Raw genomic sequence first — 23,926 nt, 5'->3', positions numbered from 1 at the left:
GTGCATTTTCGCCTGATGGTGGTGATGCTGGTGTTCCTGGGCGTGGTCGGCGTGATCGCGCTCAAGCTGATCTTCTCGTCGATCTTCCTCACCGGATCGGCGCCGACTCCGGCCGGTGACGGCCTGCTGCCGGCGCGCGGCGACATCGTCGATCGCAACGGCGTGCCGCTTGCCCGCACGATCATGGCCTGGTCGATCGGCCTGCACCCGAACAAGCTGGTCAACGACCCGATGGAGGTCGCGCAGAAGCTGAACCGGCTGATGCCCGAGCGCAGCGTCGCGGACTATTTCGCGATGCTGCGGTCCAAGAAGAACTTCATCTATCTCCGCCGTCGCGCCACGCCCGAACTGGTGGCGCAGGCGAATGCGATCGGCGAGCCGGCCATCGCGCTGGCGCAGGAGCCGGAGCGGCTCTACCCGCAGACCACGCTGGCCGCCCACGTGCTCGGCTGGACCAATATCGACGGGCGCGGCGTGTTCGGCATGGAGAAGGTGCTGAACAACCGCCTGCTCGATCCGAACAAGCGCGGCACGCCCGTCCAGCTGTCGATCGACGCGCGCGTTCAGGCGGCGCTGGAGGACGAGCTGGGTGCCGCCAAGGACAAGTTCACCGCCGCCGCCGCGTCCGGCATCGTGATGGACGTGCGCACCGGCGAGGTGCTGGCGATGGTGTCGCTGCCCAACTTCAACCCGAACGATCCGGGCGCCACCGACATCGGCAATCTGAAGAACAACATGACCCAGTCGGTCTACGAGCTGGGTTCGACGTTCAAGGCGATCACGCTCGCCAACGCGATCGAGAGCGGCACCATCACCTCGATGGCGAAGAAGTATGACGCGACCGCGCCGCTGCAGATCGGACGCTACAAGATCCACGATGACGAGCCGGCGGGCCGCTGGCTCGATATCCCCGAGATGTTCGTAAAGTCGTCCAACATCGTCACCGCCCGTATCGCCGACGAACTCGGCCAGCAGCGCGAGACGGCGATGTTCGACAAGCTGGGCTTCGATCGCCCGCCCGAGATCGAGCTTACCGGCAAGGTCAAGCCGCTCTGGCCGCGCTACTGGGGCCGCACCACGACGATGACGGTCGCCTACGGGCACGGCATCGCGGTGACGCCGCTCAACCTCGCCATCGCCTATTGCGCGCTGACCAACGGCGGCATCTATCGTCCGGCGACGCTCTACAAGGTGGGGCCGGAGCATCCGCTCAACCCCGGCCGGCGCGTGATCTCGGAGGCGACCAGCGCGCGGATGCGCCAGCTGCTGCGCCTCGTCGTGATGCCGGCGGCGGGCGGCACCGGCAAGAAGGCCGATGTTCCGGGCTTCCGGCTGGGCGGCAAGACCGGCACCGCCGAGAAGGCGATGGACGGCGGCTACAACAAGAAGCTCAACGTCTCGACCTTCGCCGGCGTCTTCCCGATGGACGACCCCCATTATATGGTGATGATGACGCTCGACGGCCCGCACGCGACCGCCGACACCTACGGCTTCACCACGGCGGCCTGGGTGGTCGGCCCGGCGATGGGCCGGATGATCTCGCGCATCGGCCCGCTGCTGGGCATCATCCCCGACGAACGCCACGACGTCGATGAGAGCGACCTGCTGCCGCTGATCTGGCGTCCCGATGCCGACAAGGCGAAAGCATTGACCGGTGCGGCCGCGGCCGCCCACGACAAGGATTGATCGAAGGCTCATGAAACTCGGTGCGCTGATCGGCGAAGTGGCGGGCGACAAGGCGGATGCGACGGTGACCGGCTGCGCGATCGATCATCGCAAGGTCGCGCCCGGCACGGTGTTCGGTGCCTTCCGGGGCCTAGCGCGCAACGGCGAGGATTATATCGCGGGCGCGGTCGAGGCGGGCGCGGTCGCGGTGGTCGCGCGGCCCGAGGCGAGCGTGCCGGCGGGCGTCGTCCACATCGCCGATGCCGAGCCGCGTCGCGCCTTCGCCCGGATCGCGGCGCGCTTCTTCGCGCCGTTTCCCGAGACGACCATTGCCGTCACCGGCACCAACGGCAAGACCTCGACGGTCGAGCTAACCCGCCAGCTGTGGCGGATGCAGGGTTTCTCTGCCGCCTCGATCGGCACGCTCGGCGTCACCACGACCGACGGCGAGGGCAAGGCGCAGGCGGTGTCGACCGGCCTGACCACGCCCGATATCGTCACCTTCCTCTCCAACATGGCGGGCCTGCGCCGCGAGGGCGTGACCCACGCCGCCTTCGAGGCCTCCAGCCACGGCCTCGCTCAATTCCGTACCGAGGGGCTGCCGGTGAAGGTGGTAGGCTTCACCAACCTCAGCCGCGACCATCTTGATTATCACGGCACGATGGAGGCCTATCTGGAGGCCAAGCTGCGGCTGTTCTCCGAGGTGGTCGATCGCGACGGCAGCGCGGTGATCTGGGCGGACGATCCCGTCTCGGCGCGGGTGATGGACATCGCGCGGGAGCGGGGGCTCAACTTGCTCACCGTCGGCGCCAAGGGCGAGACGCTGAAGCTCGTCGAGCGCACGCCGACCCAGCTCGGCCAGACCTTGATGATCGAGGCCGAGGGCAAGATTCACAAGGTCAACCTGCCGCTGATCGGCGCCTATCAGGCGGCCAACGCGCTGGTCGCGGCCGGCTTCGCGCTGGCGACGGGCGGTGCGCTCTCCGACGTGCTGGGTGGCCTGTCGCGCCTCCAGCCGGTGCGCGGGCGGCTGGAGCGCGCCGTCATCACCGCCAAGGGCGCGCCGGTCTACGTCGATTACGCGCACACGCCGGACGGGCTGCAGGCGGCGATCGAGGCGCTGAAACCTCATGCGAAGGAGCGACTGATCGTCGTGTTCGGCGCGGGCGGCGACCGTGACACTGGCAAGCGGCCGGAGATGGGTGCGATCGCCGCGCGCATGGCGGACGTCGCGATCGTCACCGACGACAATCCCCGCACCGAGGATCCGGCGACGATCCGCTCCGCGATCATGGCCGCAGCACCCGGTGCGCGCGAGGTGGGCGACCGCCGCTCCGCCATCGCCGCCGCCGTGGCGGAGGCGGGCGAGGGCGATGTCGTGCTGGTCGCCGGCAAGGGCCACGAGACCGGACAGATCGTCGGCGATCTGGTGCTGCCGTTCGACGATGTTTCCGTAGCGCGCGAGGTGGCGGCGTGAGTGTGTGTGCCGCCTCGCCTGCAGCCCGTCCTTCGACAGGCTCAGGACGAACGGGGGGATCCGCGTATGCCCCACGCGCCCCGTTCGTCCTGAGCGAAGTCGAAGGACGGGCCTCAGGAGCGGGCGCATGAAGGCGCTCTGGACATCCGCCGCCATCGCGTCGGCCACCGGCGGCGAAGCCTCGACCGACTTTCCTGTCTCGGGCGTCGCCTATGATTCGCGCGAGGTCGGTCCCGGCGATCTGTTCGTCGCGCTCAAGGGCGAGAGCACCGACGGCCACAAGTTCGTCAGCCAAGCCTACAAGCAGGGTGCGGCCGGCGTGCTCGTCTCCGATCCCGTCGAAGGCCCGCACGTCCGCGTCGCCGATACGACTGCCGCGCTGAACGCGCTCGGCGCCGCCTCGCGCGCTCGCACGGACGCCAGGATCATCGGCGTCACCGGATCGGTCGGCAAGACGGGCACCAAGGAGGCGCTCTACGCCGCGCTCGATCGCGCAGTGCCGGGCCGCGCGCACCGATCGGTCAAGAGCTACAACAACCATGTCGGCGTGCCGCTCAGCCTCTCACGGATGCCCGCCGACACCAAGTTCGGCGTGTTCGAGATGGGCATGAACCATGCCGGCGAGTTGGACGCGCTGACCAGGCTCGTCCGCCCCCACGTCGCGCTCGTCACCGCCATCGCGCCTGCTCACTCCGCCTTCTTCTCCGGCGAGGAAGCGATCGCCGATGCCAAGGGCGAGATCTTCCGCGGCCTCGAGCCGGGCGGCACCGCGATCGTGCCCTTCGACAGCCCGCATTACGAGCGCCTGCGCGCCGCCGCCGAGCCCTATGCCGCGAATATTCTCAGCTTCGGGCGCGGCAAGGGCGCGGACGTGCGCGCCAACGAGGCGGTGCGCGGCATCGCCGGCACGCTGGTCAACGCCACGCTGCCGACCGGCCAGCTGACCTTCACCATCGGCCTGCCCGGTGAGCATTGGGTGTCCAACGCGCTGGCCGTGCTGGCGGCTGTGGAAGCGGCGGGTGGCGATCTCGCGGCGGCCGGCCTCGCGCTCGCCGAGATGGCGGGGCTTCCCGGACGCGGCGCGCGTCGCGCCGTCCGCCTCCACGACGGCGAGGCTTTGATCATCGACGAGAGCTACAACGCCAACCCCGCCTCGATGGCCGCGACGATCCGCGAGCTGGGGCAGGAGAAGGCCAGCCGCCGCATCGCTCTGCTGGGCGAAATGCGCGAACTGGGCGAGGGATCGGCCGCCTATCACGCGGCGCTCGCCGATCCGCTGATCGCGGCGGGCGCCGATCCGGTCATCCTCGTCGGCGAGGGCATGACGCCACTCGCCGAATCGCTTGCGGGCCGCGTCCACGTCGAGCATGTGCCCGACGCCGCGACCGCCCGCCTGAAGCTGGAGCAGATGCTCCGCCCCGGCGACGCGGTGCTCGTCAAAGGGTCCAACGCCATCGGGCTCGCCCGCGTCGTCTCGGCGCTGGCGGGAGAGTTTGCCTAATGCTGTATCTGATCGCCGATCATCTGGGCTTCCCCCACGCCCTCAACCTGATCCGCTACATCACCTTCCGCGCCGGCGCCGCCGCGCTGACGGCCCTGTTCCTCGGCCTGATCATCGGGCCGCGCTTCATCGGCTGGCTACGCGTGCGGCAGGGCAAGGGCCAGCCGATCCGCGCCGACGGCCCGCAGAGCCACCTCGCCAAGCGCGGCACGCCGACCATGGGCGGGCTGATGATCATGACCAGCCTCGTCGTCTCGATGCTGCTGTGGATGGACCTCGCCAACCGCTACACCTGGGCGGTGCTGTTCGTGACTTTGGGCTTCGGCGCGATCGGCTTCCTCGACGATTACGACAAGGTGAAGAAGCGCTCCACGGCCGGTGTCTCCGGCAAGGTGCGCCTGCTGTTCGAGTTCATGATCGCCGGCATCGCCAGCTGGATCCTCGTCAGCCTGGGCGGCAACACGCATCTCTACGTGCCCTTCTACAACGGGCCGGTGATCGATCTGGGCTGGGGGTATATCGCTTTTGCCGCCTTCACGATCGTGGCGTTCGGCAATGCGGTGAACCTGACGGACGGGCTGGACGGCCTCGCCACCATGCCGGTGATCATCGCCTGCCTCGCCTTCTTCGTGATCTCCTACCTCGTCGGCAACGTGAAGTTCGCGACCTATCTCGGTATCCCGCACGTGCCGGGCGCGGCCGACCTGCCGATCATCTGCGCGGCGATCATCGGGGCGGGCCTCGCCTTCCTGTGGTTCAACGCGCCGCCGGCCGCCGTCTTCATGGGTGACACCGGCAGCCTCGCGCTGGGCGGCGCGATCGGCACCATCGCGGTGGCCTGCCATCACGAGATCGTGCTGGGCATCGTCGGCGGGCTGTTCGTGGTGGAGGCGCTCTCCGTCATCATCCAGGTGTTCTTCTACAAGCGCACCGGCAAGCGCGTGTTCAAGATGGCGCCGATCCACCATCATTTCGAACAGATCGGCTGGTCCGAGCCGACCGTGGTGATCCGCTTCTGGATCGTCGCCTTCATCCTCGCGCTGGCGGGCCTCGCCACGCTGAAGCTCCGGTGATCGTCTCCCCCGTCTTTGCCGGGAAACGCTACGCGGTGCTGGGCCTCGCGCGCTCGGGGCTGGCGACTGCGCGCGCGCTTATCGCAAGTGGCGCGAGTGTGACCGCGTGGGATTTGGATGAGGCGAAGCGGGAGGCGCTCGTGGATGAGGTGCAAGCCCTCTCCCGATCCCTCGACAGTGTTACCTTGGGACTCGCCGACCCCTTGGTCATCGATCTCGCCGGCTATGACGGCATCGTCGTCTCGCCGGGCGTGCCGCTCAACACGCACCCGATCGCGGCTCGCGCCAAGGCGGCGGGCGTGCCGGTCATCGGCGATATCGAGCTGTTCGCGCAGGCGCGCGCGTCGCTGCCGGAGCACAAGGTCGTCGCGATCACCGGCACCAACGGCAAGTCGACCACTACCGCGCTGATCCACCATATCCTTCAGACGGCGGGCGTGCCGACGACGCTCGGCGGCAATATCGGCCTGCCGATCCTCGGGCAGGAGCCGCTGCCGGCAGGCGGCGTCTACGTACTGGAGCTGTCGAGCTTCCAGATCGACCTGACCTTCACCCTCGACGCCGACGTCGCGGTGCTGACCAACATCACGCCGGACCATCTCGATCGCTATGACGGGTTCGAGGCCTATGCGGCATCCAAAGAGCGGCTGTTCGCGATGCAGCATTCCGGTGCCGCCGTAATTGCCATCGATGACGACCCCTCGCTTAAGATTGCTGCCCGACTCTCGGCAGATCGCGAGCCCAAGAGGAAGTTCGACCCTACCTACGAAGGAGGCGAGGTGCTCGCCGTCTCGCAAGCGATCGGCGCACCCAAGGTTGGCCCCTCTTTGGCTGGGCCTCACAACGCTCAAAATGCGGTGGTCGCGCTGGCTGCGACCGAACTTCTTGGTATCTCTCGTGACAAGATCGACGAGGCTCTGCTCACCTACCCCGGTCTCCCGCACCGGATGCAGCGCGTGGCCGAGATCGACGGCGTGCTGTACGTCAACGACAGCAAGGCGACCAACGCCACCTCCACCGCGCCAGCGCTCGGCGCCTATCCGCGCATCCACTGGATCCTCGGCGGCAAGCGCAAGACCGACGATCTCGATGCCTGCAAGCCCTTCTATGGCCATGTCGTCTCCGCCTGGACGATCGGCGAGGCGGCGGAGCTGTTCGAGCGCATCCTGCTCGAATCCGGCATCCATGCGCGCAACGTCGGCACGCTGAACGCTGCGGTGAAGCAGGCCGCCCAGATCGCGCGGCCGGGCGAGGTGGTGCTGCTCTCGCCCGCCTGCGCCTCCTACGACCAGTTCCGGGATTACGAGGCGCGCGGCGATGCCTTCCGCGCGGCGGTGTCTATGCTGGGGAGCGAGGCATGAAGATGGACGCCGTTCCGCGCCGTGGACGCTTCCGCCGGGGCAAGCCGCCGCGGCTCGGCCGCGCGGACCGCTCGGCGCTCGGCCGCTGGTTCTGGGAGATCGATCTCGTCCTGCTCGCGCTGGTGACGGTGCTGATCGGTATCGGCCTGATCGCCGTCGCCGCCGCCTCGCCGGCCGCAGGCGTGCGCTATTCGGACGGTGCGGTGCAGTTCCCGCCGCTTTATTATTTCTACAAGCAGGTGATGTGGCTGGGGATCGGCATCCCGGTGATGTTCGTGACCTCGATGTTCCCGAAACCGATGGCACGGCGGCTTTGCCTCGTGGGTGCGGCGGTGTTCGTCCTGCTGCTGGTGCTGACCCCGGTGCTCGGCCACCAGGTCAACGGCGCACGGCGCTGGATCGGCACGGGCGCGGCGCAGCTGCAGCCCTCCGAATTCCTGAAGCCGCTCTACGTGGTGGCGATGGCGTGGCTGTTCTCGCTCAAGCAGCATGACCGCTCGCTGCCCGTGGTGCCGATCAGCCTCGTCGTGACCGGCCTGATCGCCGCCTGCCTGATGAAGCAGCCGGACTTCGGCCAGACGGTGATGTTCCTGCTGCTGTGGACGGCGCTGCTGACCCTCTCCGGCGCGCCGATGAAGGGCCTCGCCATCCTCGCCGGATCGGGCGTGGCGGTGGTGGTGCTGGCGTATCTCTTCTACCCGGTCGCGCATCTGCGCATCGACAACTTCCTGTTCCAGACCGGCGACACCTATCAGGTGGATTCGGCTCGCCGCACGCTGCTGCACGGCGGCTTCTTCGGCACCGGGCCGGGGGCGGGGACGATGAAGTTCAAGCTGCCCGAGCCGCATACCGACTATATCTTCTCGGTGATCGGTGAGGAATTCGGCCTGATCGCCTGCATCGCCATCGCCGCGCTCTACGCCGCGATCATGGTGCGCGTGTTCGTGAAATTGCTCGACGAGGAGGACCAGTTCATCCTGCTCGCCGCCGCCGGCCTCGCCACGCAATTCGGCGCGCAGGCGATCATCAACATGGCGGTGAACGTGCAGCTGGCGCCGTCAAAGGGCATGACCCTGCCGTTCATCTCCTACGGCGGATCGTCGATGATCGCGCTTTCGATGGGCTTCGGCTTGCTGCTGGCCTTTACGCGCCGGAACCCGTATCTCACCCGGTCCCCCTATGTCGTGACCTGGAACAAGGCCCGGTGAAGCGCACCTTCCTTCTCGCCGCCGGCGGCACCGGCGGCCACATGATCCCGGCCCACGCGCTGGCCGAGGAACTGATGAAGCGCGGCCACAGGGTCGTGCTGGTGACGGACGATCGCGGCGCGCGCATCCCGGGCATCTTCAAGGGCGTCGACGTGCATGTGCTGCCGGCCGGGCGGCTGGGCGGCGGCCTGTTCAGCTGGATCACGGCCTCGCGGGGCATCATGGCGGGGCGCAAGGCGGCCAAGGCGCTGATCCGGCAGTTCGAGCCGTCGGTGGTGGTCGGGTTCGGCGGCTATCCGGCGCTTCCCACTTTGCTGGCCGCGCTGGGCGAGAAGGTGCCGACGGCGCTGCACGAACAGAATGCCGTGCTCGGTCGCGTCAACCGCCTGCTCGCGCGCTGGGTGAAGGTGCTGGCGACCGCCTATCACCAGGTCGATCGCGTGCCGAAGAGCGTCGAGCCGGTGATCGTCGGCAACCCCGTCCGCGCCGAGATCCTCGCGCTGCGCGACCAGCCCTATCCCCCGCTCACCGAGGAGGGCGTCTTCCGCCTGCTCGTCACCGGCGGATCGCAGGGGGCTTCGGTCCTCTCGACCGTGGTGCCGGATGCGTTGGGCCTGCTGCCGATCGCGCTGCGCCAGCGGTTGCAGGTGACGCAGCAGTGCCGTCCGGAGGATATCGACAAGGTCCGTGCCCGCTACGCCGAGCTCGACATCCCGGCCGACCTCGCCACCTATCTCGGCGATCTGCCCGAGCGGCTGGGCTGGAGCCACCTGTTCGTCGGCCGTTCCGGCGCGTCCACCATCGCCGAGCTGACCGCCGCCGGTCGCCCCGCCATCCTCGTGCCGTTGCCGAGCGCGATGGACGACCACCAGACCGCCAACGCCCGCGAGATGGCGGCGACCGGCGGCGCCACCTCGATCCCGCAATCGAAGTTCACTCCGCAGCAGCTCGCCAAGCAGATGCAGAAGATGGCCATGGAGCCCGGCGCTCTCGCCACCGCTGCCGCCCGCGCCCGCGATGCGGGCTACCCCCATGCCACGCAGGCGCTCGCCGATCTGGTCGAGAGCCTCGCCGGCCCCACCCCGGCCCCCGTCGGGCCGGCCGCAACATTCAAGGAAGCACTCGCGTGAAGGGCCCTTCGACAAGCTCAGGACAGGCTACCCCTTTCATCGGAGGCGTCCGATGAAAGGGGTCGCCACCGACATCGGCACCATCCATTTCATCGGCATCGGCGGCATCGGCATGTCGGGCATCGCCGAGGTGATGCACAATCTCGGCTACACCGTGCAGGGTTCGGACGTGGTCGAAGGCTATGTGATCGAGGGCCTGCGCAAGCGCGGCATCAAGGTGATGATCGGGCATGACGCCGCCAATCTCGGCGACGCGGCGGTGGTCGTCACCTCCACCGCGATCAAGCGCGGCAACCCCGAGGTCGAGCGCGCGCTGGAAGAGCGCATCCCCGTCGTCCGCCGCGCCGAGATGCTGGCCGAACTGATGCGCCTGAAGTCCACCGTCGCGGTGGCGGGCACCCACGGCAAGACCACCACCACCTCGATGGTCGCGGCGCTGCTCGATGCCGGTGGGGTGGACCCGACCGTGATCAACGGCGGTATCATCAACAGCTACGGCTCCAACGCCCGCCTTGGTGCCAGCGACTGGATGGTGGTGGAGGCCGACGAGAGCGACGGCAGCTTCCTGCGCCTCGACGGCACCTACGCCATCGTCACCAACATCGATCCCGAGCATCTCGACCATTATGGCTCGTTCGATGCGGTGAAGGACGCCTTCGTCGAGTTCGTCGAGAACGTGCCCTTCTACGGCGCGGCTTTGCTCTGCCTCGATCATCCCGAGGTGCAGAAGATCATCCCGCGCGTGCGCGATCGCCGCGTCGTCACCTACGGGTTCAGCGCGCAGGCCGACGTGCGCGGCGTCAACGTCACCCCGATCCCCGGCGGCAACCGCTTCGAGACGATCATCCGCCACCGCGACGGCACCAGCCGATCGATCGAGGGAATCGAGCTGCCGATGCCCGGCCGCCACAATGTCTCCAACGCGCTCGCCGCGATCGGCGTGGCGCTGGAGCTGGGCGTGAAGGACGAGGTGATCCGCACGGGCTTCGCCAAGTTCGGCGGCGTCAAGCGGCGCTTCACCAAGGTCGGCGAGACGGGCGGTGCGACGATCATCGACGATTACGGCCACCACCCGGTCGAGATCCGCGCGGTGCTTTCCGCCGCGCGGGAAGGGGCGGAGGGCCGTGTCGTCGCCGTGGCACAGCCGCACCGCTTCACCCGCCTGCGCGATCTGATGGAGGAGTTCCAGGGCGCCTTCAACGATGCCGACATGGTGTATGTCGCCCCCGTCTATGCGGCGGGCGAGCAGCCGATCGAGGGTGTCGACGCCGCCGCTTTGGTCGCGGGCCTCAGGATGCGCGGCCACCGCTCGGCCAACGAGATCGCCGGCGCCGACGCGCTGGCGAAGGAGCTGGCGGGCGTGCTCAAGCCCAAGGACATGGTGATCTGTCTCGGCGCGGGCGACATCACGAAGTGGGCCGCCGGGCTTGCGACTGCCATCGAGGCGGAGCGCGCCAAGGTGACGGAGCCGGCCGAGTGACCAACGCGCTCGCCCCGTTCGTCCTGAGCGAAGTCGAAGGACGTGCTGCAAGCGCAACCGCTTGGGGCACGCACTTCGACAGGCTCAGTGCGAACGGTGCATTCGTGGTGAGGGCGCGGTGAGCGAACGCCACCCCTTCATGGGCTTCATCGCCTTTCAGGAAGAGGTGCTGCGCTTCCAGCAGCGCCAGCTCGACCTGATGCAGACGGCGATGAAGGCCGGGCAGGACGGCATCGCCTTCCAGAAGGCGGCGCACGATGCCGGCATGTCCGGCGTGAAGGCGTGGGAAAGCTGGATCGCCTTGTGGAGCCCCAAGGCATGAGCGCGGCGGCGCTCGCTCTGCCGACCGTGCGCGGGCGCCTGACCGAGCAGGCGCCGCTGGCGCCGCTCGTCTGGTTCAAGGCGGGCGGGGCGGCCGAGTGGCTGTTCGAGCCGGCGGACATCGACGATCTGAGCGATTTTCTGGCGCGCCTCGATCCGGCGACGCCGGTGATGGGCCTCGGCCTCGGCTCCAACCTGATCGTGCGCGACGGCGGCGTGCCGGGCGTGGTGGTGCGGCTGGGCAAGGCCTTCGCGAAGGTCGAACGGCTGGACGAGACCACGATCCGCTGCGGCGGCGGCGCGAGCGGTATCCTCGTCTCCTCGACCGCGCGCGATGCGGGCATTGCCGGCATCGAGTTCCTGCGCTCGATCCCCGGTGCGGTCGGCGGCTTCGTGCGAATGAACGGCGGCGCCTATGGCCGCGAAGTGAAGGATATCCTGATCGAGTGCGAGGTGGTGCTGCGGTCGGGCGAGCGGCGGACGCTGGCCAATGCCGATCTCGGCTACACCTATCGCCATTCCGAGCTGCCCGAAGGCGCGATCGTCGTCTCGGCGACCTTCCGGGGTCATCCCGGCGAACCGGCCGCGATCGGGGCGGAGATGGACCGCATCGCCGCCGAGCGTGAGGCCTCGCAGCCGCTCCGTTCCAAGACCGGCGGCTCGACCTTCAAGAATCCGGACGGCCACAAGGCTTGGCAGCTGGTCGATGCGGCGGGCTGCCGGGGCCTCACGATCGGCGACGCGCAGGTTTCGGAAAAGCATACCAACTTCCTGCTCAACCTCGGCGCCGCCACCTCGGCAGACATCGAGGCGCTGGGCGAGGAGGTACGCGCGCGGGTGAAGGCGCAGAGCGGCATCGAACTGGATTGGGAGATTCAGCGCGTGGGTGTGGCGAAGTGACGCGCACCGAACCCGCCGATTTCGAGCGCGAAATCATTGCGAACGTGCGCGAGCATGGTTGCCACATCAACTACATCTTCGATGCCAATGAGGACACGCCAGCCTTCGCATATTCGGTCGGTTTTCCGGAGACGATCGATCAGCCGGAAATTATCGTTTTCGGACTGCCGATGGACATGATGAAGTTCATCATCAACGAGACTATGCGGAAATGCCGCGAGGGCCTTCGGCTTGAGGACGGGCTGGAGATTCCCGGCTTGCTCGCGGGGCATGTTTGCATGGCGCTTGAGATTCCTCGCGCCAACATCACCCGCGAATATTTCAATTCCGCTATGTGGTTTCGCCGCCATGTGGCAGGCGAGGAAATGGACGCGGCGTTCCAGATCGTCTGGCCCGGCGCTCAGGATGGCCTGTTCCCTTGGGACGACGGCTGCTCCGAGATAGTGCGCTGGTCGCAACCCCCTCTAGCCACGGAAACCGGCCTGTCATGACCCGCCCCCTCCACGTCGCCGTCCTCATGGGCGGCTGGTCGGCCGAGCGCGAGGTTTCGCTCACCTCGGGCCGGGGCGTCGCTGCCGCGCTTGATGCTCTCGGCCACCGCGTCGTCGCGATCGACATGGAGCGCGACATCGCCACCAAGCTCAGCCTCGCCGCGCCCGACGTGGTGTTCAACGCGCTGCACGGCACGCCGGGCGAGGACGGGTCGATCCAGGGCCTGCTCGACATCATGGGCCTGCCCTACACCCACTCGGGCCTCACCACCTCGGTGATCGCTATCGACAAGGAGCTGACCAAGCAGGCGCTCGTCCCCCACGGCATCCGTATGCCGCAGGGTAAGGTCGTAGAGAGCGAGACGCTCTACGCCGGCGATCCGCTGCCGCGCCCCTATGTGCTGAAGCCCGTCAATGAGGGCAGCTCGGTCGGCGTCGCGATCGTCAGCGACGAGAGCAATTACGGCAACCCGATCGCGCGCGATGCCGAGGGGCCGTGGAAGCATTTCGACCGCCTGCTCGCCGAGCCCTTCATCCGCGGCCGCGAGCTGACCACCGCCGTGATCGGCGGGGCGGACGGCAAAGCGCTGGCCGTCACCGAACTGAAGATCGACAGCGGCTTCTACGATTACGAGCACAAATATACCGACGGCATCACCACCCATGTCTGCCCGGCCGAGATCCCCGAGGATGTCGCCGCCGCGTGCCTGGCGATGGCGGAGGAAGCGCACCGGCTGCTCGGCTGCAAGGGCTGCTCGCGATCGGACTTCCGCTGGGACGACGAAAAGGGCGTCGAGGGGCTGTATCTACTGGAGGTCAACACCCAGCCGGGCATGACCCCCTTGAGCCTCGTGCCCGAGCAGGCCAAGCATGTCGGCATGAGCTACGAGGCGCTGGTGCAGCGGCTCGTCGAGGAAGCGCTCAAGGAAGCGGCGGCACGCCGGGGGGACGAAGACGAATGACCGAGCGCGCGCGCATCCGCCGTGGCACCCAGCCGCGCTATCAGCGCGGGCCGACCGTCGCGCGGCGCGGCGCGCAGGCGGCGAACGCGCGTGCCCGCAAGGCGACCGGCAAGGCGCTCGCGACGATCCCGATGCAGCCCGATGCGCTGCGCAAGCTTGGCCGCCGGCTGTTCGCGGCGATCATGGTGGTGCTGCTGATCGTCGGCCTGCTGGTGCTCAAGGTGCCGCAGATGGTCGGCACCCAGATCGGCGAGCTGGTCGGCCTGATGGGCTTCCAGGTGAAGCGCGTCGAGATCCAGGGCATCCATCACATGGATCGCCTGCCGGTCTATTCGGTGGCGCTCGACCAGAAATCGACCGCCATGCCGCTGGTCGATCTCGGTGAGATCCGCGACAAATTGATGCAGTTCGGCTGGGTGCAGGATGCGCGCGTCTCGCGCCGGCTGCCCGACACCTTGCTGGTCGATATCGTCGAGCGCGAGCCGGCCGCGATCTGGCAGTATCAGGGCAAGCTCAACCTGATCGACAAGACCGGCGTGATCCTCCAGCCGGTCGATCCGCAGGCGATGCCCGATCTGCCGATCGTCGTCGGGCCGGATGCCAATATGCAGGCATCCGAGCTGACCGACCTGCTCAACGCCGCGCCGCGCCTGAAAGCGATGTTCGTCGGCGCGACCTGGGTGGGCGATCGCCGCTGGGATATCCGCTTCAACACCGGCGAGACGCTGGCGCTGCCCGAGGGCGATCAGCAGGCGCGCGACGCCTACGCCAAGTTCGATCGCATGGACCAGGCGGCCGCCCTGCTCGGCAAGGGCTTCGTCCATTTCGACATGCGCATCCCCGGCAAGTTCGTCGTGCGCGTCTCGGCCGAACCGGGCCACGAGATTTCCGATCCCGCCGCCAATCCCGCCACCCCGCCGACCCCGGCCGGGCAGGACGCCGTCTGACGCGATGGCGCAGGGGCGTTCCGACAAGCTGATCACCGCGCTGGACATCGGTTCGTCCAAGGTCTGCGCGCTGATCGCGGAGAAGACCGAGAGCGGCGAGTTGAACGTGCTGGGCACCGGCCAGCGCGAGAGCCGGGGCGTGCGCCGCGGCTACATCGCCGACATGGAGCGCACCGAGGTCGCGATCCGCGAGGCAGTGGAGCAGGCCGAGCGCATCGCGGGCGTCAACATCGAGGAGGTGTGGGCGGGCTTCTCGGCGGGCGGCCTCGTCAGCCGCGTCGCCTCGGTCGAGGTGGAACTCGGCGGCCACCGCATCGAGCAGAGCGACATCGACGACCTGCTGGACGCCGGGCGCAACTCGATCGACCCGGAAGGGCGCATGGTCCTCCACGCGCAGCCGACGCTCTACACGCTGGACGACGTGCGCGGCGTGAAGAAGCCGCTCGGCCTCCATGCCGACAAGCTCGGCGTCGACATCCATGTCGTCGCGGCGGATTCGTCGCCGGTGCGCAACCTCGATCTGTCGATCCGGTCGGCCCACCTCGCGGTGAAGGCGATTGTCGCGGCACCGATCGCGACGGGTCTCGCCTGCCTGTCCGACGAGGAGCGGGAACTGGGCGTCGCGCTGGTCGAGCTGGGCGCGGGCGTCACCAACGTCTCGCTGTTCGCGGGCGGGATGCTCGTCGGCCTCGCTGCCATCCCCTATGGCGGGCAGGACATCACCGACGACATCGCCTCCGCCTTCGGCACGCGCCGATCCCAGGCCGAGCGGATCAAGTGCTTCTACGGCTCCGCAACCACGTCTCCGCGCGACAATCACGACATGATCGACGTCGCGCCGATGGCCGGGCAGGAGGAGGGCACCGAGCCGCAGCGCATCACGCGCGCGCAGCTGATCTCCGTGATCAGGCAACGCCTCGACATCCTGTCGGGCGACATCGCCGCCGCGCTCAAGGAACTGGGCTTCGCCGGCCCGGTCGGGCGACAGGTGGTGCTGACCGGCGGTGGCGCCGAGCTGAAGGGCATCGCCGACTATATCCAGGGCGTACTCGGCCGCGCCGTCCGCATCGGCCGCCCGCGCGGTCTGCTGGCGCTGCCGGAGGCGCATGGCGGGCCGGCATTCGCGACGCTGACGGGCCTCGCGCTCTATGCGGCGTCCAACCCGATCGATCTGCGCGGGCACGATCCGGGGCGCCCCGATGGGCCTCGCGCGTCGCCCCAGGGCTTCGTCCACCGGCTGATCGCCGCATTCAAGAGCGGATATTGACCGGCTGGCCGCAAAAACCTGTGGAAAAGCGGTTTTTAGACGTGCGTCCGAGTCCCGTATTTGGCAGAATCACCCTACGGGCAGTGTCAGTCATGCCGGGGGCCACAAGGAGTTGAGGGATGAGCATCGAATTCGTGCGGCCTGAGGTGGACGAGCTTCGCCCCCGCATCAGCGTGATCGGCGTCGGCGGCGCGGGCGGCAACGCCATCGCCAACATGATCGCGGCCGAGGTGCAGGGCGTCGATTTCCTCGTCGCCAATACCGACGCGCAGGCGCTGAACCACTCGCCGGCGGAGCGCCGCATCCAGCTGGGCCTGCGCATCACGCAGGGCCTCGGCGCCGGCTCGCGTCCGGAGATTGGTCGCGCGGCGGCTGAGGAAACGCTCGAGCAGGTCGAGAAGGCGCTCGACGGCGCGCACATGTGCTTCATCGCGGCCGGCATGGGCGGCGGCACCGGCACCGGCGCGGCGCCGGTCATCGCCAAGGCGGCGCGCGATCGCGGCATCCTGACCGTCGGCGTCGTCACCAAGCCGTTCAGCTTCGAGGGCGCGCGCCGCATGCGCTCGGCCGACAGCGGCATCGAGGAGCTGCAGAAGCACGTCGATACGCTGATCGTCATCCCCAACCAGAACCTGTTCCTGATCGCCAATCCGAACACGACCTTCAAGGAAGCGTTCAAGATGGCGGACGAGGTGCTCCAGCAGGGTGTGCGCGGGATCACCGACCTGATGGTCATGCCCGGCCTGATCAACCTCGATTTCGCCGACGTCCGCTCGGTGATGGGCGAGATGGGCAAGGCGATGATGGGCACCGGCGAGGCATCGGGCGACAATCGCGCGATCGAGGCGGCCGAGAAGGCGATCGCCAACCCGCTGCTCGACGGCGTGAGCATGAAGGGCGCCAAGGGCGTGATCGTCTCGATCACCGGCGGCGAGGACATGCGCCTGATGGAGGTCGACGAGGCCGCCAACCACATCCGCGAGCTGGTCGATCCGGACGCGAACATCATCTGGGGTTCGGCCTTCAACGACGGGCTGGAAGGCAAGATCCGCGTGTCGGTGGTCGCCACCGGCATCGAGAACGAGGTCGGCACCCAGGCGGAGCCGGCCAAGGTGTTCAGCTTCCCGGCGGCGAGCAAGCCGCGCGTCGAGGCGCCGGCGGCCCCGGCGCCCGCGCCGGTCGCCGCGGCTCCGGTGGCCCCGCAGGCGGCGACGCCCGCCCCGGCGGTTCCGGCCGCCGAAGAGGCCGCCGAGCCGGCCCCTTCGGAGGACGACAGTGACGAGTTGGTCCTCGGCGCCGACACCATCTTTACCCCGCCGGTGACGTCGAATCCGCTGCCGCAGGAGGCCGCGCCCGAGCCGGGCCGTCGTTTCCTGAACACCGGTTCGCAGGCCGAGGAGCCGGCCCCCGCGCCGCGCACCAGCCGCGCGACATCCAGCGCCAAGGAGAGCGGCGGCACGCTGTTCGAGCGGATGAGCTCGATCGCGCGCGGCGCGCAGAAGGCGCAGGTCGAGGAGGAGCAGCCCACCACCCAGCGTCGTGACACGCTGGACCTGCCGGGCTTCCTGAACCGCCAGAACAACCAGTAATCGAGCGTTCCGCCAGGAATTGAGCGTTCCGAAGGGGGAGACGGGGCGTCGGATCCGAAAGGGTCCGGCGCCCTTTCTGTTGGGCGTTTCGCAGGACTTGGAGCCGCCGATCGACCGCGCGACCATAGAAGAACGGCGTCGTTCGCCAAATCTTTACGGACAGCCCCCTAAAACTTTTGTCGAACCCGCGACGGCAGGTGGACGGAGGCGTAGGCGCAGGCGAGCATGAACGGCAGTTTCGCATTCGAGTTGCCGTTGATGCACATCACCTTCGGCATCACTTTTCTCATCGCCGCGCGCTGGGGCGAACGTTCCGCCTTGTTCTTCGGCATCGCCTTCCTGTGCAATGCGGGCGGCTTCGGCCTGCCGGTGATGCCGATGGGGCTTTCGGATTCGGCGGTCGCGTGGGTCACCGACATCCTGTTCGCCATCTCCTTCCTGTGCTTCGGGCAGGCGGCGGCGGAGCATTTCGGCGTCGGTCGCCGCTGGCTGTGGTGGCGGCTGGCCATCTGCGCCACGTCGATCGCCCTGTGCATGATCGCCGTCATCGGCTTCGACGATCTCCACGCCGAACTGCTCGCCTCGGATGCCGGCTGCGTGCTGCTGCTGGGGATGCCGCTGCTCGCCGTGCGATGGAAAGGGCTCAGGCGGTTCGATCGCTGGCTGCTGGGTGCATCGTGGATGGTGACGTTCGAAAGTGTGGTGCGCGGCGCCAGCTCGCTCTTCACCGCGCCGGGGCAGGTCGAGGCGTTCCAGACCTCGCGCTACGCCTATCTGATGCAGGCGCTGGGATCGGTGTGCGGGGTGATCTTCGCCATGGCCGGACTGGCGGCCGTCGCGCTCTCGGTGCTTGCCCGGTACCGGACGATGGCGATGACCGATCCGCTGTCCGGCCTGCTCAATCGCCGTGGCTTCGAGGAAGCGATCATCGATCGGCCGGACTGGCGGGACCGGCCGACAAGTATCGTCACCTGCGACATCGACAGCTTCAAGGCGGTGAACGACCGCTTCGGCCATATGGCGGGCGATGCCGTGATCGGCGCGCTGGGTGCGATCATCCGGGGACGTCTGCCCGAAGGAGGGATCGCCGCGCGGTTCGGGGGAGAGGAATTCCTGCTGTTCCTGCCCGGCCAGTCACCCGCGCAGAGCCTGCGCATCGCCGAAGCGCTCCGCGCCACGCTGGAGGCCGAGGGTGGCAGGGCGGCCGGCATCGATGCGCGCATCACGGCGAGCTTTGGCGTATCGGGGGCCGTCGTGTCGGATTATTCGGTGCACGATGCGATCGGCCGCGCCGATGCCGCGCTCTATGAGGCCAAGCATGGCGGGCGCAACCGCGTCGCGCTCAAGCTGTTCGAAGCTGTCGATCAGGCGCCCGCTCAGCGGGCCGCGACCCGCACGCCGTCCGCCGGTTGCCAGGCGAGCAGCACGCGCATGTCGGCATAGCCGAGCTTCGGCGCCGGCCCCGCCACGGACGTCGGCGTCGCGGCGGCGAGCTGCGTCTTCGCTCCCGCCTCCCACCGGGCGAGCGCCAGCTTGTAGGCATCGACCTGCCGGTAGGTTTCGATGAAGGGCGCCTCCAGATCCGGCAGCGCCTGCGCCGCAAAGGCCTGGAAGCCGCCGCTCGGTGCCGCCGCCTGCGGAGCGATGCGATCGGCTGCCGCGCAGAAGTCCGCCTTGGCGGCGGGCTGCGAGAAGAAATTGTAGAGCCGCGTCATGTAGGCGTCGTGGGCAGACTGCCAGTCGCCGCCGGCCGCGCGGAATTTGCCTTCGACCGTCTTGTTCGCCACCGCCAGAACCGCCTTCTGGCTGGTCAGCATCGCGTTGTAGGCGTTGATCAGCGCGCTGTCGGCCGTGCTCCTGCAACTCAGCGCCGCGACGTTGAGCGCGGCGCGGACGTGCCATTCGGTCTGGATCGGATCGATGCCGTAGTTGATCGTGCGGTAGCGTCCGGCGGCGTCCATCGCCGGCGGCACCACGGCGGCAAGGTTGGCGGCCAGCACCGGCCTGGGCACCGGCACCACGGCGGGCGGCGTTTCCACCGCGACCGGCTTGCGATGCGTGCACGAGACCAGCAGCAACGCCGTTGCCAGCGTCATGCTGCGCCTGTGGTACCCGTTCCCCTTCATGACCCTGTCTCACCTTGGCTGTCTGGTAAGCATCGTTACGCAATATGGTAAACGAAGGGTTACCATCCGATCGGCGCGAGTGGCCCGCCGTCCGGCGTGGGGCAGGGCAACACCCCTTGCGCGCACGCCCATCCTCCCCCAAAGCCGTGCACCATGCCGAACCTGCCCAAGCCCGGCGCTTTCCGCCGGCTGCTGATACCGATCCTGCTGCTCTCCGCCGCCACTCCGGCGCTGGCGCAATATCCGGACGGCGCGGTCGTCCAGCATCTGCCGCAGAGCGACGATCCGGCCGAACTGCTCGCCCAGGCGCTGCGCACGCTGGCGACCGAGCCGAACAACCTCGCCGCGCTCACCGCCGCCGGCCACAATGCGGTGCTCCTCGGCGATCCCAATGCGGCGGTCGGCTTCTTCGGCAAGGCGCAGGAGATCGCGCCGAACGATGGGCGGGTGAAGGCGGGGCTCGGCTCCGCGCTGGTCCAGCTGGAAAAGCCGCAGGATGCGCTGCGCCTGTTCGCGCAGGCCAGCCGGCTGGGCGTGCCCGATGCCGATCTCGCGGAGGATCGTGGCCTCGCTTATGACCTGACGGGCGATCAGGCGCGCGCGCAGGCGGATTACCGCACCGTGCTCGCCGCGCATCCGGAAGACGATACCGCCCGGCGCCGGCTCGCTCTGTCGCAGGGTATATCGGGGCAGAAGGCGGCGGCGATCGCGACGCTCGATCCGCTGATCCGCAAGCGCGACATCGCTGGATGGCGCGCGCAGACCTTCGTGCTGGCGATGGACGGCGACGCCAAGGGCGCCAACGACATCACCCGCATCATGCTGCCGCAGCAGGCGGCGATGCTGCAGCCCTTCCTCGTACGGCTCGCCACCCTGTCGCCGGCCGACAAGGCGCGCGCGGTGCATTTCGGCGAGATGCCGGCATCGTCCACACCCTACACCCCCACGCAGGTGGCGAGCATGAGTGCGCCGGCCACCTATGCGCCGGCGCCGCGCAGCGACCTCGCGCCGCCCGCGACGACGAAGGCGGAGCAGCCGAAGCCGACGCCCGTGCCGACCGCGCCGGCCACCACGCTCGCGCCCAGGCCGACGCAGGTCGCCGCCGCGACACCGTCGTCGTCGCGCGTGACGAAGCGGCCGGAAGGCGTGTCGATCAACGATCGTGACCAGATTTTCGCGCTCGGTCAGCCGCGCTATGTGCGGGCACCGCTCGCCGGGATCGCGCTGACGCCGGCCAAGACGGATGCCGCGGCGACGACGGCCAGCGCGTCGCCCGCCGCCTCGCGGCCGGCACCGGCCGCCACGGCCGCACCGGCACCGGTGCCGACGCCCCAGCCGGTACAGCTGGCGCAGGCCGAGGCTGCCAAGGCGACGGTCGCGGGTCCGCCGATGCCGGCCGCCGCCGACCTGCCGACGCCTGCGGCGCAGGGGCATTACGACCTGCCGCACGATGCCGTCGCCAAGGCTCCCGCCAGGCCCGCGCGCACCGCGCCGGCGCCGGTCAAGACGGTCGGCACCCCGGTCGTACACGGCAAGACAGAGGTCGCCGACGCCGACACGAAGAAGCCCTCGAAGACCGCGGGCGCGGACGACGACGATACCAAGGCGCGCGGCAAGGTGCCGGCGAAGGACAAGGCCAGGATCGCCGACGCCTCTGACGACAACGACGATTGCGTGCCGGTTCCCACCGCGAAGAGCCGCATCCACGGCAAGACGGCTGCGAGGAAGAAGGCCGCGACCACCTGCAAGGCGGTGGCCTCGGCCGATGACGGCGCTTCCAAAACCAAATCGGCGAGCAGCAGCAAGGCGAAGCAGGACGACGCCGATGCGGAGGACTGCGCCCCCACCACCAAAACGAAGAGCCGCGGCAAGGCCGGCGCGAAGAAGAAGCCGTCGACGACTTGCACCAAGCTCGCGTCGAAGGACGACGACAGCGGCAGCAAGACGAAGAAGGGCGCGAAGTCGAAATCGGGCGACGATGCCGACGATGGCAAGTCGTCGAAATCCGCGAAGTCGGCCAAGTCTGAAAAGGGCAATCCGGAACGGATCTACGTCCAGGTTGCGGGCGGCGCCAACAAGGACGACATGGACAAGGCCTGGGCCGGCGTGAAGAAGAAGGCGCCGGAACTGATGAAGGGCCACACGCCCTCCACCACGCCGCTGCGTGCCACCAATCGCCTGCTGGTCGGCCCCTTCAAGACGGAGGAGGAGGCGCAGGCCTTCGTCAACAAGATGGCGGCGAAGGGCCTGTCCGGCTTCACCTTCAAGAGCAGCAAGGGCCAGAAGGTCGACAAGGTCGATACCGGACAATGACGCTGGCGCCCTACGCCGCCGATCCCGCCACCAACCGGGGCCGGCGTCATCCGGAGCCGGGCGGCGAGACGCGTGGACCCCGCGATGCCTTCCAGCGCGATCGCGACCGGATCGTCCACGCCATCGCCTTCCGCCGGCTGCGCCACAAGACGCAGGTTTTCGTCGCACCCGACGGCGACCACTTCCGCGTCCGACTGACGCACAGCCTCGAAGTCGCGCAGATCGGCCGCACGATCGCGCGGTCGCTCGGGCTGAACGAGGATCTCACCGAGGCGCTGTGCCTCGCCCACGACATCGGCCACCCGCCGTTCGGCCATGCCGGCGAGGATGCGCTGAAGGCGGCGACGATGGCGGCAGGCGGCTTCGATCACAACGCCCACACGCTGCGCATCCTGACCAAGCTCGAAAGCCCCTATCCGGGGTGGGACGGCCTGAACCTCACCTGGGACATGCTGGAGGGGCTGGCCAAGCATAACGGCCCGGTCCGCCATCCGACATGGGCGATGCAGGAGGCCGATGCCGATTTCCCGCTCGATCTCGGCAGTTGGCCGTCGCTGGAGGCGCAGATCGCCGCCATCGCCGACGACATCGCGTACGACAATCACGACATCGACGACGGTCTGCGCGCCGGACTGCTCGATCTCGATGAGCTGTGCGCCGTGCCCTTCGTGGGCGAGCGCTGGCGGGCTGTGACGGCGCGGCACCCCGATTGCGCGCGGCCCGATCGCCTGCGCCGCGAACTGGTGCGCGACCAGATCGGGGCGATGGTCAACGACGTGATCGAGGAGAGCCGCCGCCGCATCGCGGAAAGCGGCGTCGCGTCGGTGGACGAGGTGCGCCGGGCGGGGCGCCAGCTCGTCGGCTTCTCGCCCGCGATGGCGGCCGACGAGCGTGCGCTCAAGAAATACATGTACGCGACGCTCTACCACAGCCCTTCGCAGCTGGAGGTGGCGGAGGTCGCGCGGGGGCTGCTCACCCGCCTGATCGCGGCGTACATTGCCGATCCCGAGCGGCTGCCGCCCAACTGGCGCGCGAGCCTGCCGGAGGAGGAGCCGGCCCGCACCCGCCACATCGCCGACTTCATCGCCGGCATGACCGACCGCTACGCCATCGCGCGGCACACCGAGCTGGTCGGCCCGGTGGAGATGCCGGAGGGGTTCTGATCGGCGCCGGAGCGGGCTGGCGCGACCTCTAAATGCGCGCTTCCGCGCATTTCCAGACAGGCCCTTAGCCCAATATGCCGGCCATCCTTGTCTCGATCGCTTCGCGCTGGTGCGATAGATCGGGCTGCTTGGCGATCGATCCGAGCGCGGTCAGGTAGGCGCGATCCTCCGGCGTCATTTCGGGCGGCGCCTTGGCGGGCGGCTCGTTCGCGAGCTGCAGCACGGAATTGTCCGGAATTCCACCAATCCTGGGGCTGCTCAGCGTGATCATGGTCAGGCAGTCGAACAGCTGGGCGGGTGCCATCGACCGGGCCTTGGCGGCATCGACGATGATGAAGGTCTCCACCGCCACCGATCGTGTCGGCCGCTCGATATGCGAATTGGGCAGGCGGCCGGAGCCGGCTTCCACGACGCGATAGCCTTCCGCCGTAGTCGGCAACGCGAGCGCGATCCAGTCGATCGCATCCGTTGCCGCGCGGAAGCGATCGATGCCGTCGGGTCTGTGATCGCGGATATAGTCCGCCTTGCGGGTGGCGATATCGGCTGCGTCGGCGGCCGGGCTGGAACTGTAGACGATGGTGACGTTGGGCTTGCACTTGCCGCGATCGACGGCGACGTGCAGCGGCTTGCCGACCTGCGCCAGCCGATCGACGAAGCGCTTCTGGCCGGCCGGATCCAGCCCGTACTGGACGACGCAGAGCGGGCTTTCCCAGCGCGGCACGCCGGTATCGCGATAGCGCCCGAGCAGCGCGATGCTGTAGGTCCGCACCGCGGCGAAGGATTCCGACGCGGGCGCATCGTCCGCCGATTGTGCGGCGATGCTGGCCTCGAGCGGCAGTAAAGCCACGAGAAAGCTGCCGATGAGAATCGATTTTCCGGTTGAGACGAACGCCACGACATGCACTCCCGAAAAAGAGATCGGAAACATGCTATGGTTTAAGCCTGCTGCGTC

The 23,926-nt window shown here is 68.5% G+C and carries 20 protein-coding genes; 18 read left to right on the top strand and 2 right to left on the bottom strand.

Going from position 1 to position 23,926, the window contains the following annotated elements:
* The first annotated feature begins 15 nt into the window (after positions 1-15).
* From QGN17_RS12025 to QGN17_RS11950, 16 genes are all read left to right on the top strand, one after another.
* Entirely contained in the window at positions 16-1,686 is a 1,671-nt protein-coding gene (locus QGN17_RS12025; protein ID WP_281045210.1) for a peptidoglycan D,D-transpeptidase FtsI family protein, read from the top strand.
* A 10-nt stretch (positions 1,687-1,696) separates the two neighbouring features.
* Complete coding sequence (locus QGN17_RS12020) at positions 1,697-3,142, top strand: UDP-N-acetylmuramoyl-L-alanyl-D-glutamate--2,6-diaminopimelate ligase (protein WP_281044723.1); 1,446 nt, start codon at positions 1,697-1,699, stop codon at positions 3,140-3,142.
* 127 nt (positions 3,143-3,269) lie between these two features.
* Complete coding sequence (locus tag QGN17_RS12015; protein WP_281044722.1) at positions 3,270-4,643, top strand: UDP-N-acetylmuramoyl-tripeptide--D-alanyl-D-alanine ligase; 1,374 nt, start codon at positions 3,270-3,272, stop codon at positions 4,641-4,643.
* A complete protein-coding gene (gene mraY, locus QGN17_RS12010) occupies positions 4,643-5,716 on the top strand; it encodes a phospho-N-acetylmuramoyl-pentapeptide-transferase (protein WP_281044721.1) in 1,074 nt (357 codons plus the stop codon). The genes QGN17_RS12015 and mraY overlap by 1 nt, the downstream gene beginning before the upstream one ends.
* Complete coding sequence (murD, locus tag QGN17_RS12005; protein ID WP_281044720.1) at positions 5,713-7,077, top strand: UDP-N-acetylmuramoyl-L-alanine--D-glutamate ligase; 1,365 nt, start codon at positions 5,713-5,715, stop codon at positions 7,075-7,077. Before mraY ends, murD begins: the two co-directional genes overlap by 4 nt.
* Positions 7,074-8,285, top strand: coding sequence for a peptidoglycan glycosyltransferase FtsW (locus QGN17_RS12000; RefSeq protein ID WP_281044719.1), 1,212 nt, complete (start codon positions 7,074-7,076; stop codon positions 8,283-8,285). Before murD ends, QGN17_RS12000 begins: the two co-directional genes overlap by 4 nt.
* Positions 8,282-9,415 carry an undecaprenyldiphospho-muramoylpentapeptide beta-N-acetylglucosaminyltransferase gene (gene murG, locus QGN17_RS11995; protein ID WP_281044718.1) on the top strand — a complete coding sequence of 378 codons (1,134 nt, stop codon included), beginning with the start codon at positions 8,282-8,284 and terminating at the stop codon, positions 9,413-9,415. The genes QGN17_RS12000 and murG overlap by 4 nt, the downstream gene beginning before the upstream one ends.
* Before the next feature lie 52 nt (positions 9,416-9,467).
* On the top strand, positions 9,468-10,895 hold the full coding sequence (murC, locus tag QGN17_RS11990; RefSeq protein ID WP_281044717.1) for a UDP-N-acetylmuramate--L-alanine ligase: 1,428 nt from the start codon (positions 9,468-9,470) through the stop codon (positions 10,893-10,895).
* A 118-nt stretch (positions 10,896-11,013) separates the two neighbouring features.
* Positions 11,014-11,217, top strand: coding sequence for a hypothetical protein (locus tag QGN17_RS11985; protein WP_281044716.1), 204 nt, complete (start codon positions 11,014-11,016; stop codon positions 11,215-11,217).
* Positions 11,214-12,116 carry a UDP-N-acetylmuramate dehydrogenase gene (gene murB / locus QGN17_RS11980; RefSeq protein ID WP_281044715.1) on the top strand — a complete coding sequence of 301 codons (903 nt, stop codon included), beginning with the start codon at positions 11,214-11,216 and terminating at the stop codon, positions 12,114-12,116. The genes QGN17_RS11985 and murB overlap by 4 nt, the downstream gene beginning before the upstream one ends.
* Positions 12,113-12,607 carry a DUF4262 domain-containing protein gene (locus QGN17_RS11975; RefSeq protein ID WP_281044714.1) on the top strand — a complete coding sequence of 165 codons (495 nt, stop codon included), beginning with the start codon at positions 12,113-12,115 and terminating at the stop codon, positions 12,605-12,607. The genes murB and QGN17_RS11975 overlap by 4 nt, the downstream gene beginning before the upstream one ends.
* Positions 12,604-13,569, top strand: coding sequence for a D-alanine--D-alanine ligase (locus QGN17_RS11970; RefSeq protein WP_281044713.1), 966 nt, complete (start codon positions 12,604-12,606; stop codon positions 13,567-13,569). Before QGN17_RS11975 ends, QGN17_RS11970 begins: the two co-directional genes overlap by 4 nt.
* Positions 13,566-14,516, top strand: a complete 951-nt coding sequence (locus tag QGN17_RS11965; protein ID WP_281044712.1) for a cell division protein FtsQ/DivIB — start codon at positions 13,566-13,568, stop codon at positions 14,514-14,516. The genes QGN17_RS11970 and QGN17_RS11965 overlap by 4 nt, the downstream gene beginning before the upstream one ends.
* Positions 14,517-14,520: 4 nt before the next feature.
* Positions 14,521-15,783 carry a cell division protein FtsA gene (gene ftsA / locus QGN17_RS11960; RefSeq protein ID WP_281044711.1) on the top strand — a complete coding sequence of 421 codons (1,263 nt, stop codon included), beginning with the start codon at positions 14,521-14,523 and terminating at the stop codon, positions 15,781-15,783.
* Positions 15,784-15,902: 119 nt separating this feature from the next.
* Complete coding sequence (ftsZ, locus tag QGN17_RS11955; RefSeq protein ID WP_281044710.1) at positions 15,903-17,372, top strand: cell division protein FtsZ; 1,470 nt, start codon at positions 15,903-15,905, stop codon at positions 17,370-17,372.
* A 225-nt stretch (positions 17,373-17,597) separates the two neighbouring features.
* The gene (locus QGN17_RS11950; RefSeq protein WP_281044709.1) at positions 17,598-18,815 is read left to right on the top strand and encodes a GGDEF domain-containing protein; all 1,218 of its coding nucleotides are present in this window, start codon (positions 17,598-17,600) and stop codon (positions 18,813-18,815) included.
* On the opposite strand, the gene QGN17_RS11945 is transcribed toward QGN17_RS11950, so the two are convergent.
* Entirely contained in the window at positions 18,749-19,468 is a 720-nt protein-coding gene (locus QGN17_RS11945; protein WP_281044708.1) for a hypothetical protein, read from the bottom strand. The two genes, QGN17_RS11950 and QGN17_RS11945, sit on opposite strands and share 67 nt — an antisense overlap.
* 183 nt (positions 19,469-19,651) lie before the next feature.
* On the opposite strand from QGN17_RS11945, the gene QGN17_RS11940 reads away from it, so the two are divergent.
* Together QGN17_RS11940 and QGN17_RS11935 are read left to right on the top strand one after the other, a co-directional pair.
* Complete coding sequence (locus QGN17_RS11940) at positions 19,652-21,811, top strand: SPOR domain-containing protein (RefSeq protein ID WP_281044707.1); 2,160 nt, start codon at positions 19,652-19,654, stop codon at positions 21,809-21,811.
* Entirely contained in the window at positions 21,808-22,974 is a 1,167-nt protein-coding gene (locus QGN17_RS11935) for a deoxyguanosinetriphosphate triphosphohydrolase (protein ID WP_281044706.1), read from the top strand. Before QGN17_RS11940 ends, QGN17_RS11935 begins: the two co-directional genes overlap by 4 nt.
* Before the next feature lie 64 nt (positions 22,975-23,038).
* Here the strand turns inward: QGN17_RS11935 and QGN17_RS11930 are convergent, their stop codons facing one another.
* Positions 23,039-23,869: a hypothetical protein gene (locus tag QGN17_RS11930; RefSeq protein WP_281044705.1), complete on the bottom strand. Its 831-nt coding sequence runs from the start codon at positions 23,867-23,869 to the stop codon at positions 23,039-23,041.
* Positions 23,870-23,926: the final 57 nt, after the last annotated feature.

It is taken from the genome of Sphingomonas oryzagri (assembly GCF_029906645.1).
In the GTDB taxonomy this organism is placed as follows: Bacteria; Pseudomonadota; Alphaproteobacteria; order Sphingomonadales; family Sphingomonadaceae; genus Solisphingomonas; species Solisphingomonas oryzagri.
This window is presented reverse-complemented; position numbering and strand designations above follow the sequence as displayed.

Bases quoted from the DNA above. Each gene is read 5' to 3' on its own strand.
- QGN17_RS12025 (WP_281045210.1), top strand. From the start codon at position 16: ATGGTGGTGATGCTGGTGTTCCTGGGCGTGGTCGGCGTGATCGCGCTC.
- QGN17_RS12020 (WP_281044723.1), top strand. From the start codon at position 1,697: ATGAAACTCGGTGCGCTGATCGGCGAAGTGGCGGGCGACAAGGCGGAT.
- QGN17_RS12015 (WP_281044722.1), top strand. From the start codon at position 3,270: ATGAAGGCGCTCTGGACATCCGCCGCCATCGCGTCGGCCACCGGCGGC.
- mraY (WP_281044721.1), top strand. From the start codon at position 4,643: ATGCTGTATCTGATCGCCGATCATCTGGGCTTCCCCCACGCCCTCAAC.
- QGN17_RS12000 (WP_281044719.1), top strand. From the start codon at position 7,074: ATGAAGATGGACGCCGTTCCGCGCCGTGGACGCTTCCGCCGGGGCAAG.
- murC (WP_281044717.1), top strand. From the start codon at position 9,468: ATGAAAGGGGTCGCCACCGACATCGGCACCATCCATTTCATCGGCATC.
- murB (WP_281044715.1), top strand. From the start codon at position 11,214: ATGAGCGCGGCGGCGCTCGCTCTGCCGACCGTGCGCGGGCGCCTGACC.
- QGN17_RS11970 (WP_281044713.1), top strand. From the start codon at position 12,604: ATGACCCGCCCCCTCCACGTCGCCGTCCTCATGGGCGGCTGGTCGGCC.
- QGN17_RS11965 (WP_281044712.1), top strand. From the start codon at position 13,566: ATGACCGAGCGCGCGCGCATCCGCCGTGGCACCCAGCCGCGCTATCAG.
- ftsA (WP_281044711.1), top strand. From the start codon at position 14,521: ATGGCGCAGGGGCGTTCCGACAAGCTGATCACCGCGCTGGACATCGGT.
- ftsZ (WP_281044710.1), top strand. From the start codon at position 15,903: ATGAGCATCGAATTCGTGCGGCCTGAGGTGGACGAGCTTCGCCCCCGC.
- QGN17_RS11950 (WP_281044709.1), top strand. From the start codon at position 17,598: ATGAACGGCAGTTTCGCATTCGAGTTGCCGTTGATGCACATCACCTTC.
- QGN17_RS11945 (WP_281044708.1), bottom strand. From the start codon at position 19,468: ATGACGCTGGCAACGGCGTTGCTGCTGGTCTCGTGCACGCATCGCAAG.
- QGN17_RS11940 (WP_281044707.1), top strand. From the start codon at position 19,652: ATGCCGAACCTGCCCAAGCCCGGCGCTTTCCGCCGGCTGCTGATACCG.
- QGN17_RS11935 (WP_281044706.1), top strand. From the start codon at position 21,808: ATGACGCTGGCGCCCTACGCCGCCGATCCCGCCACCAACCGGGGCCGG.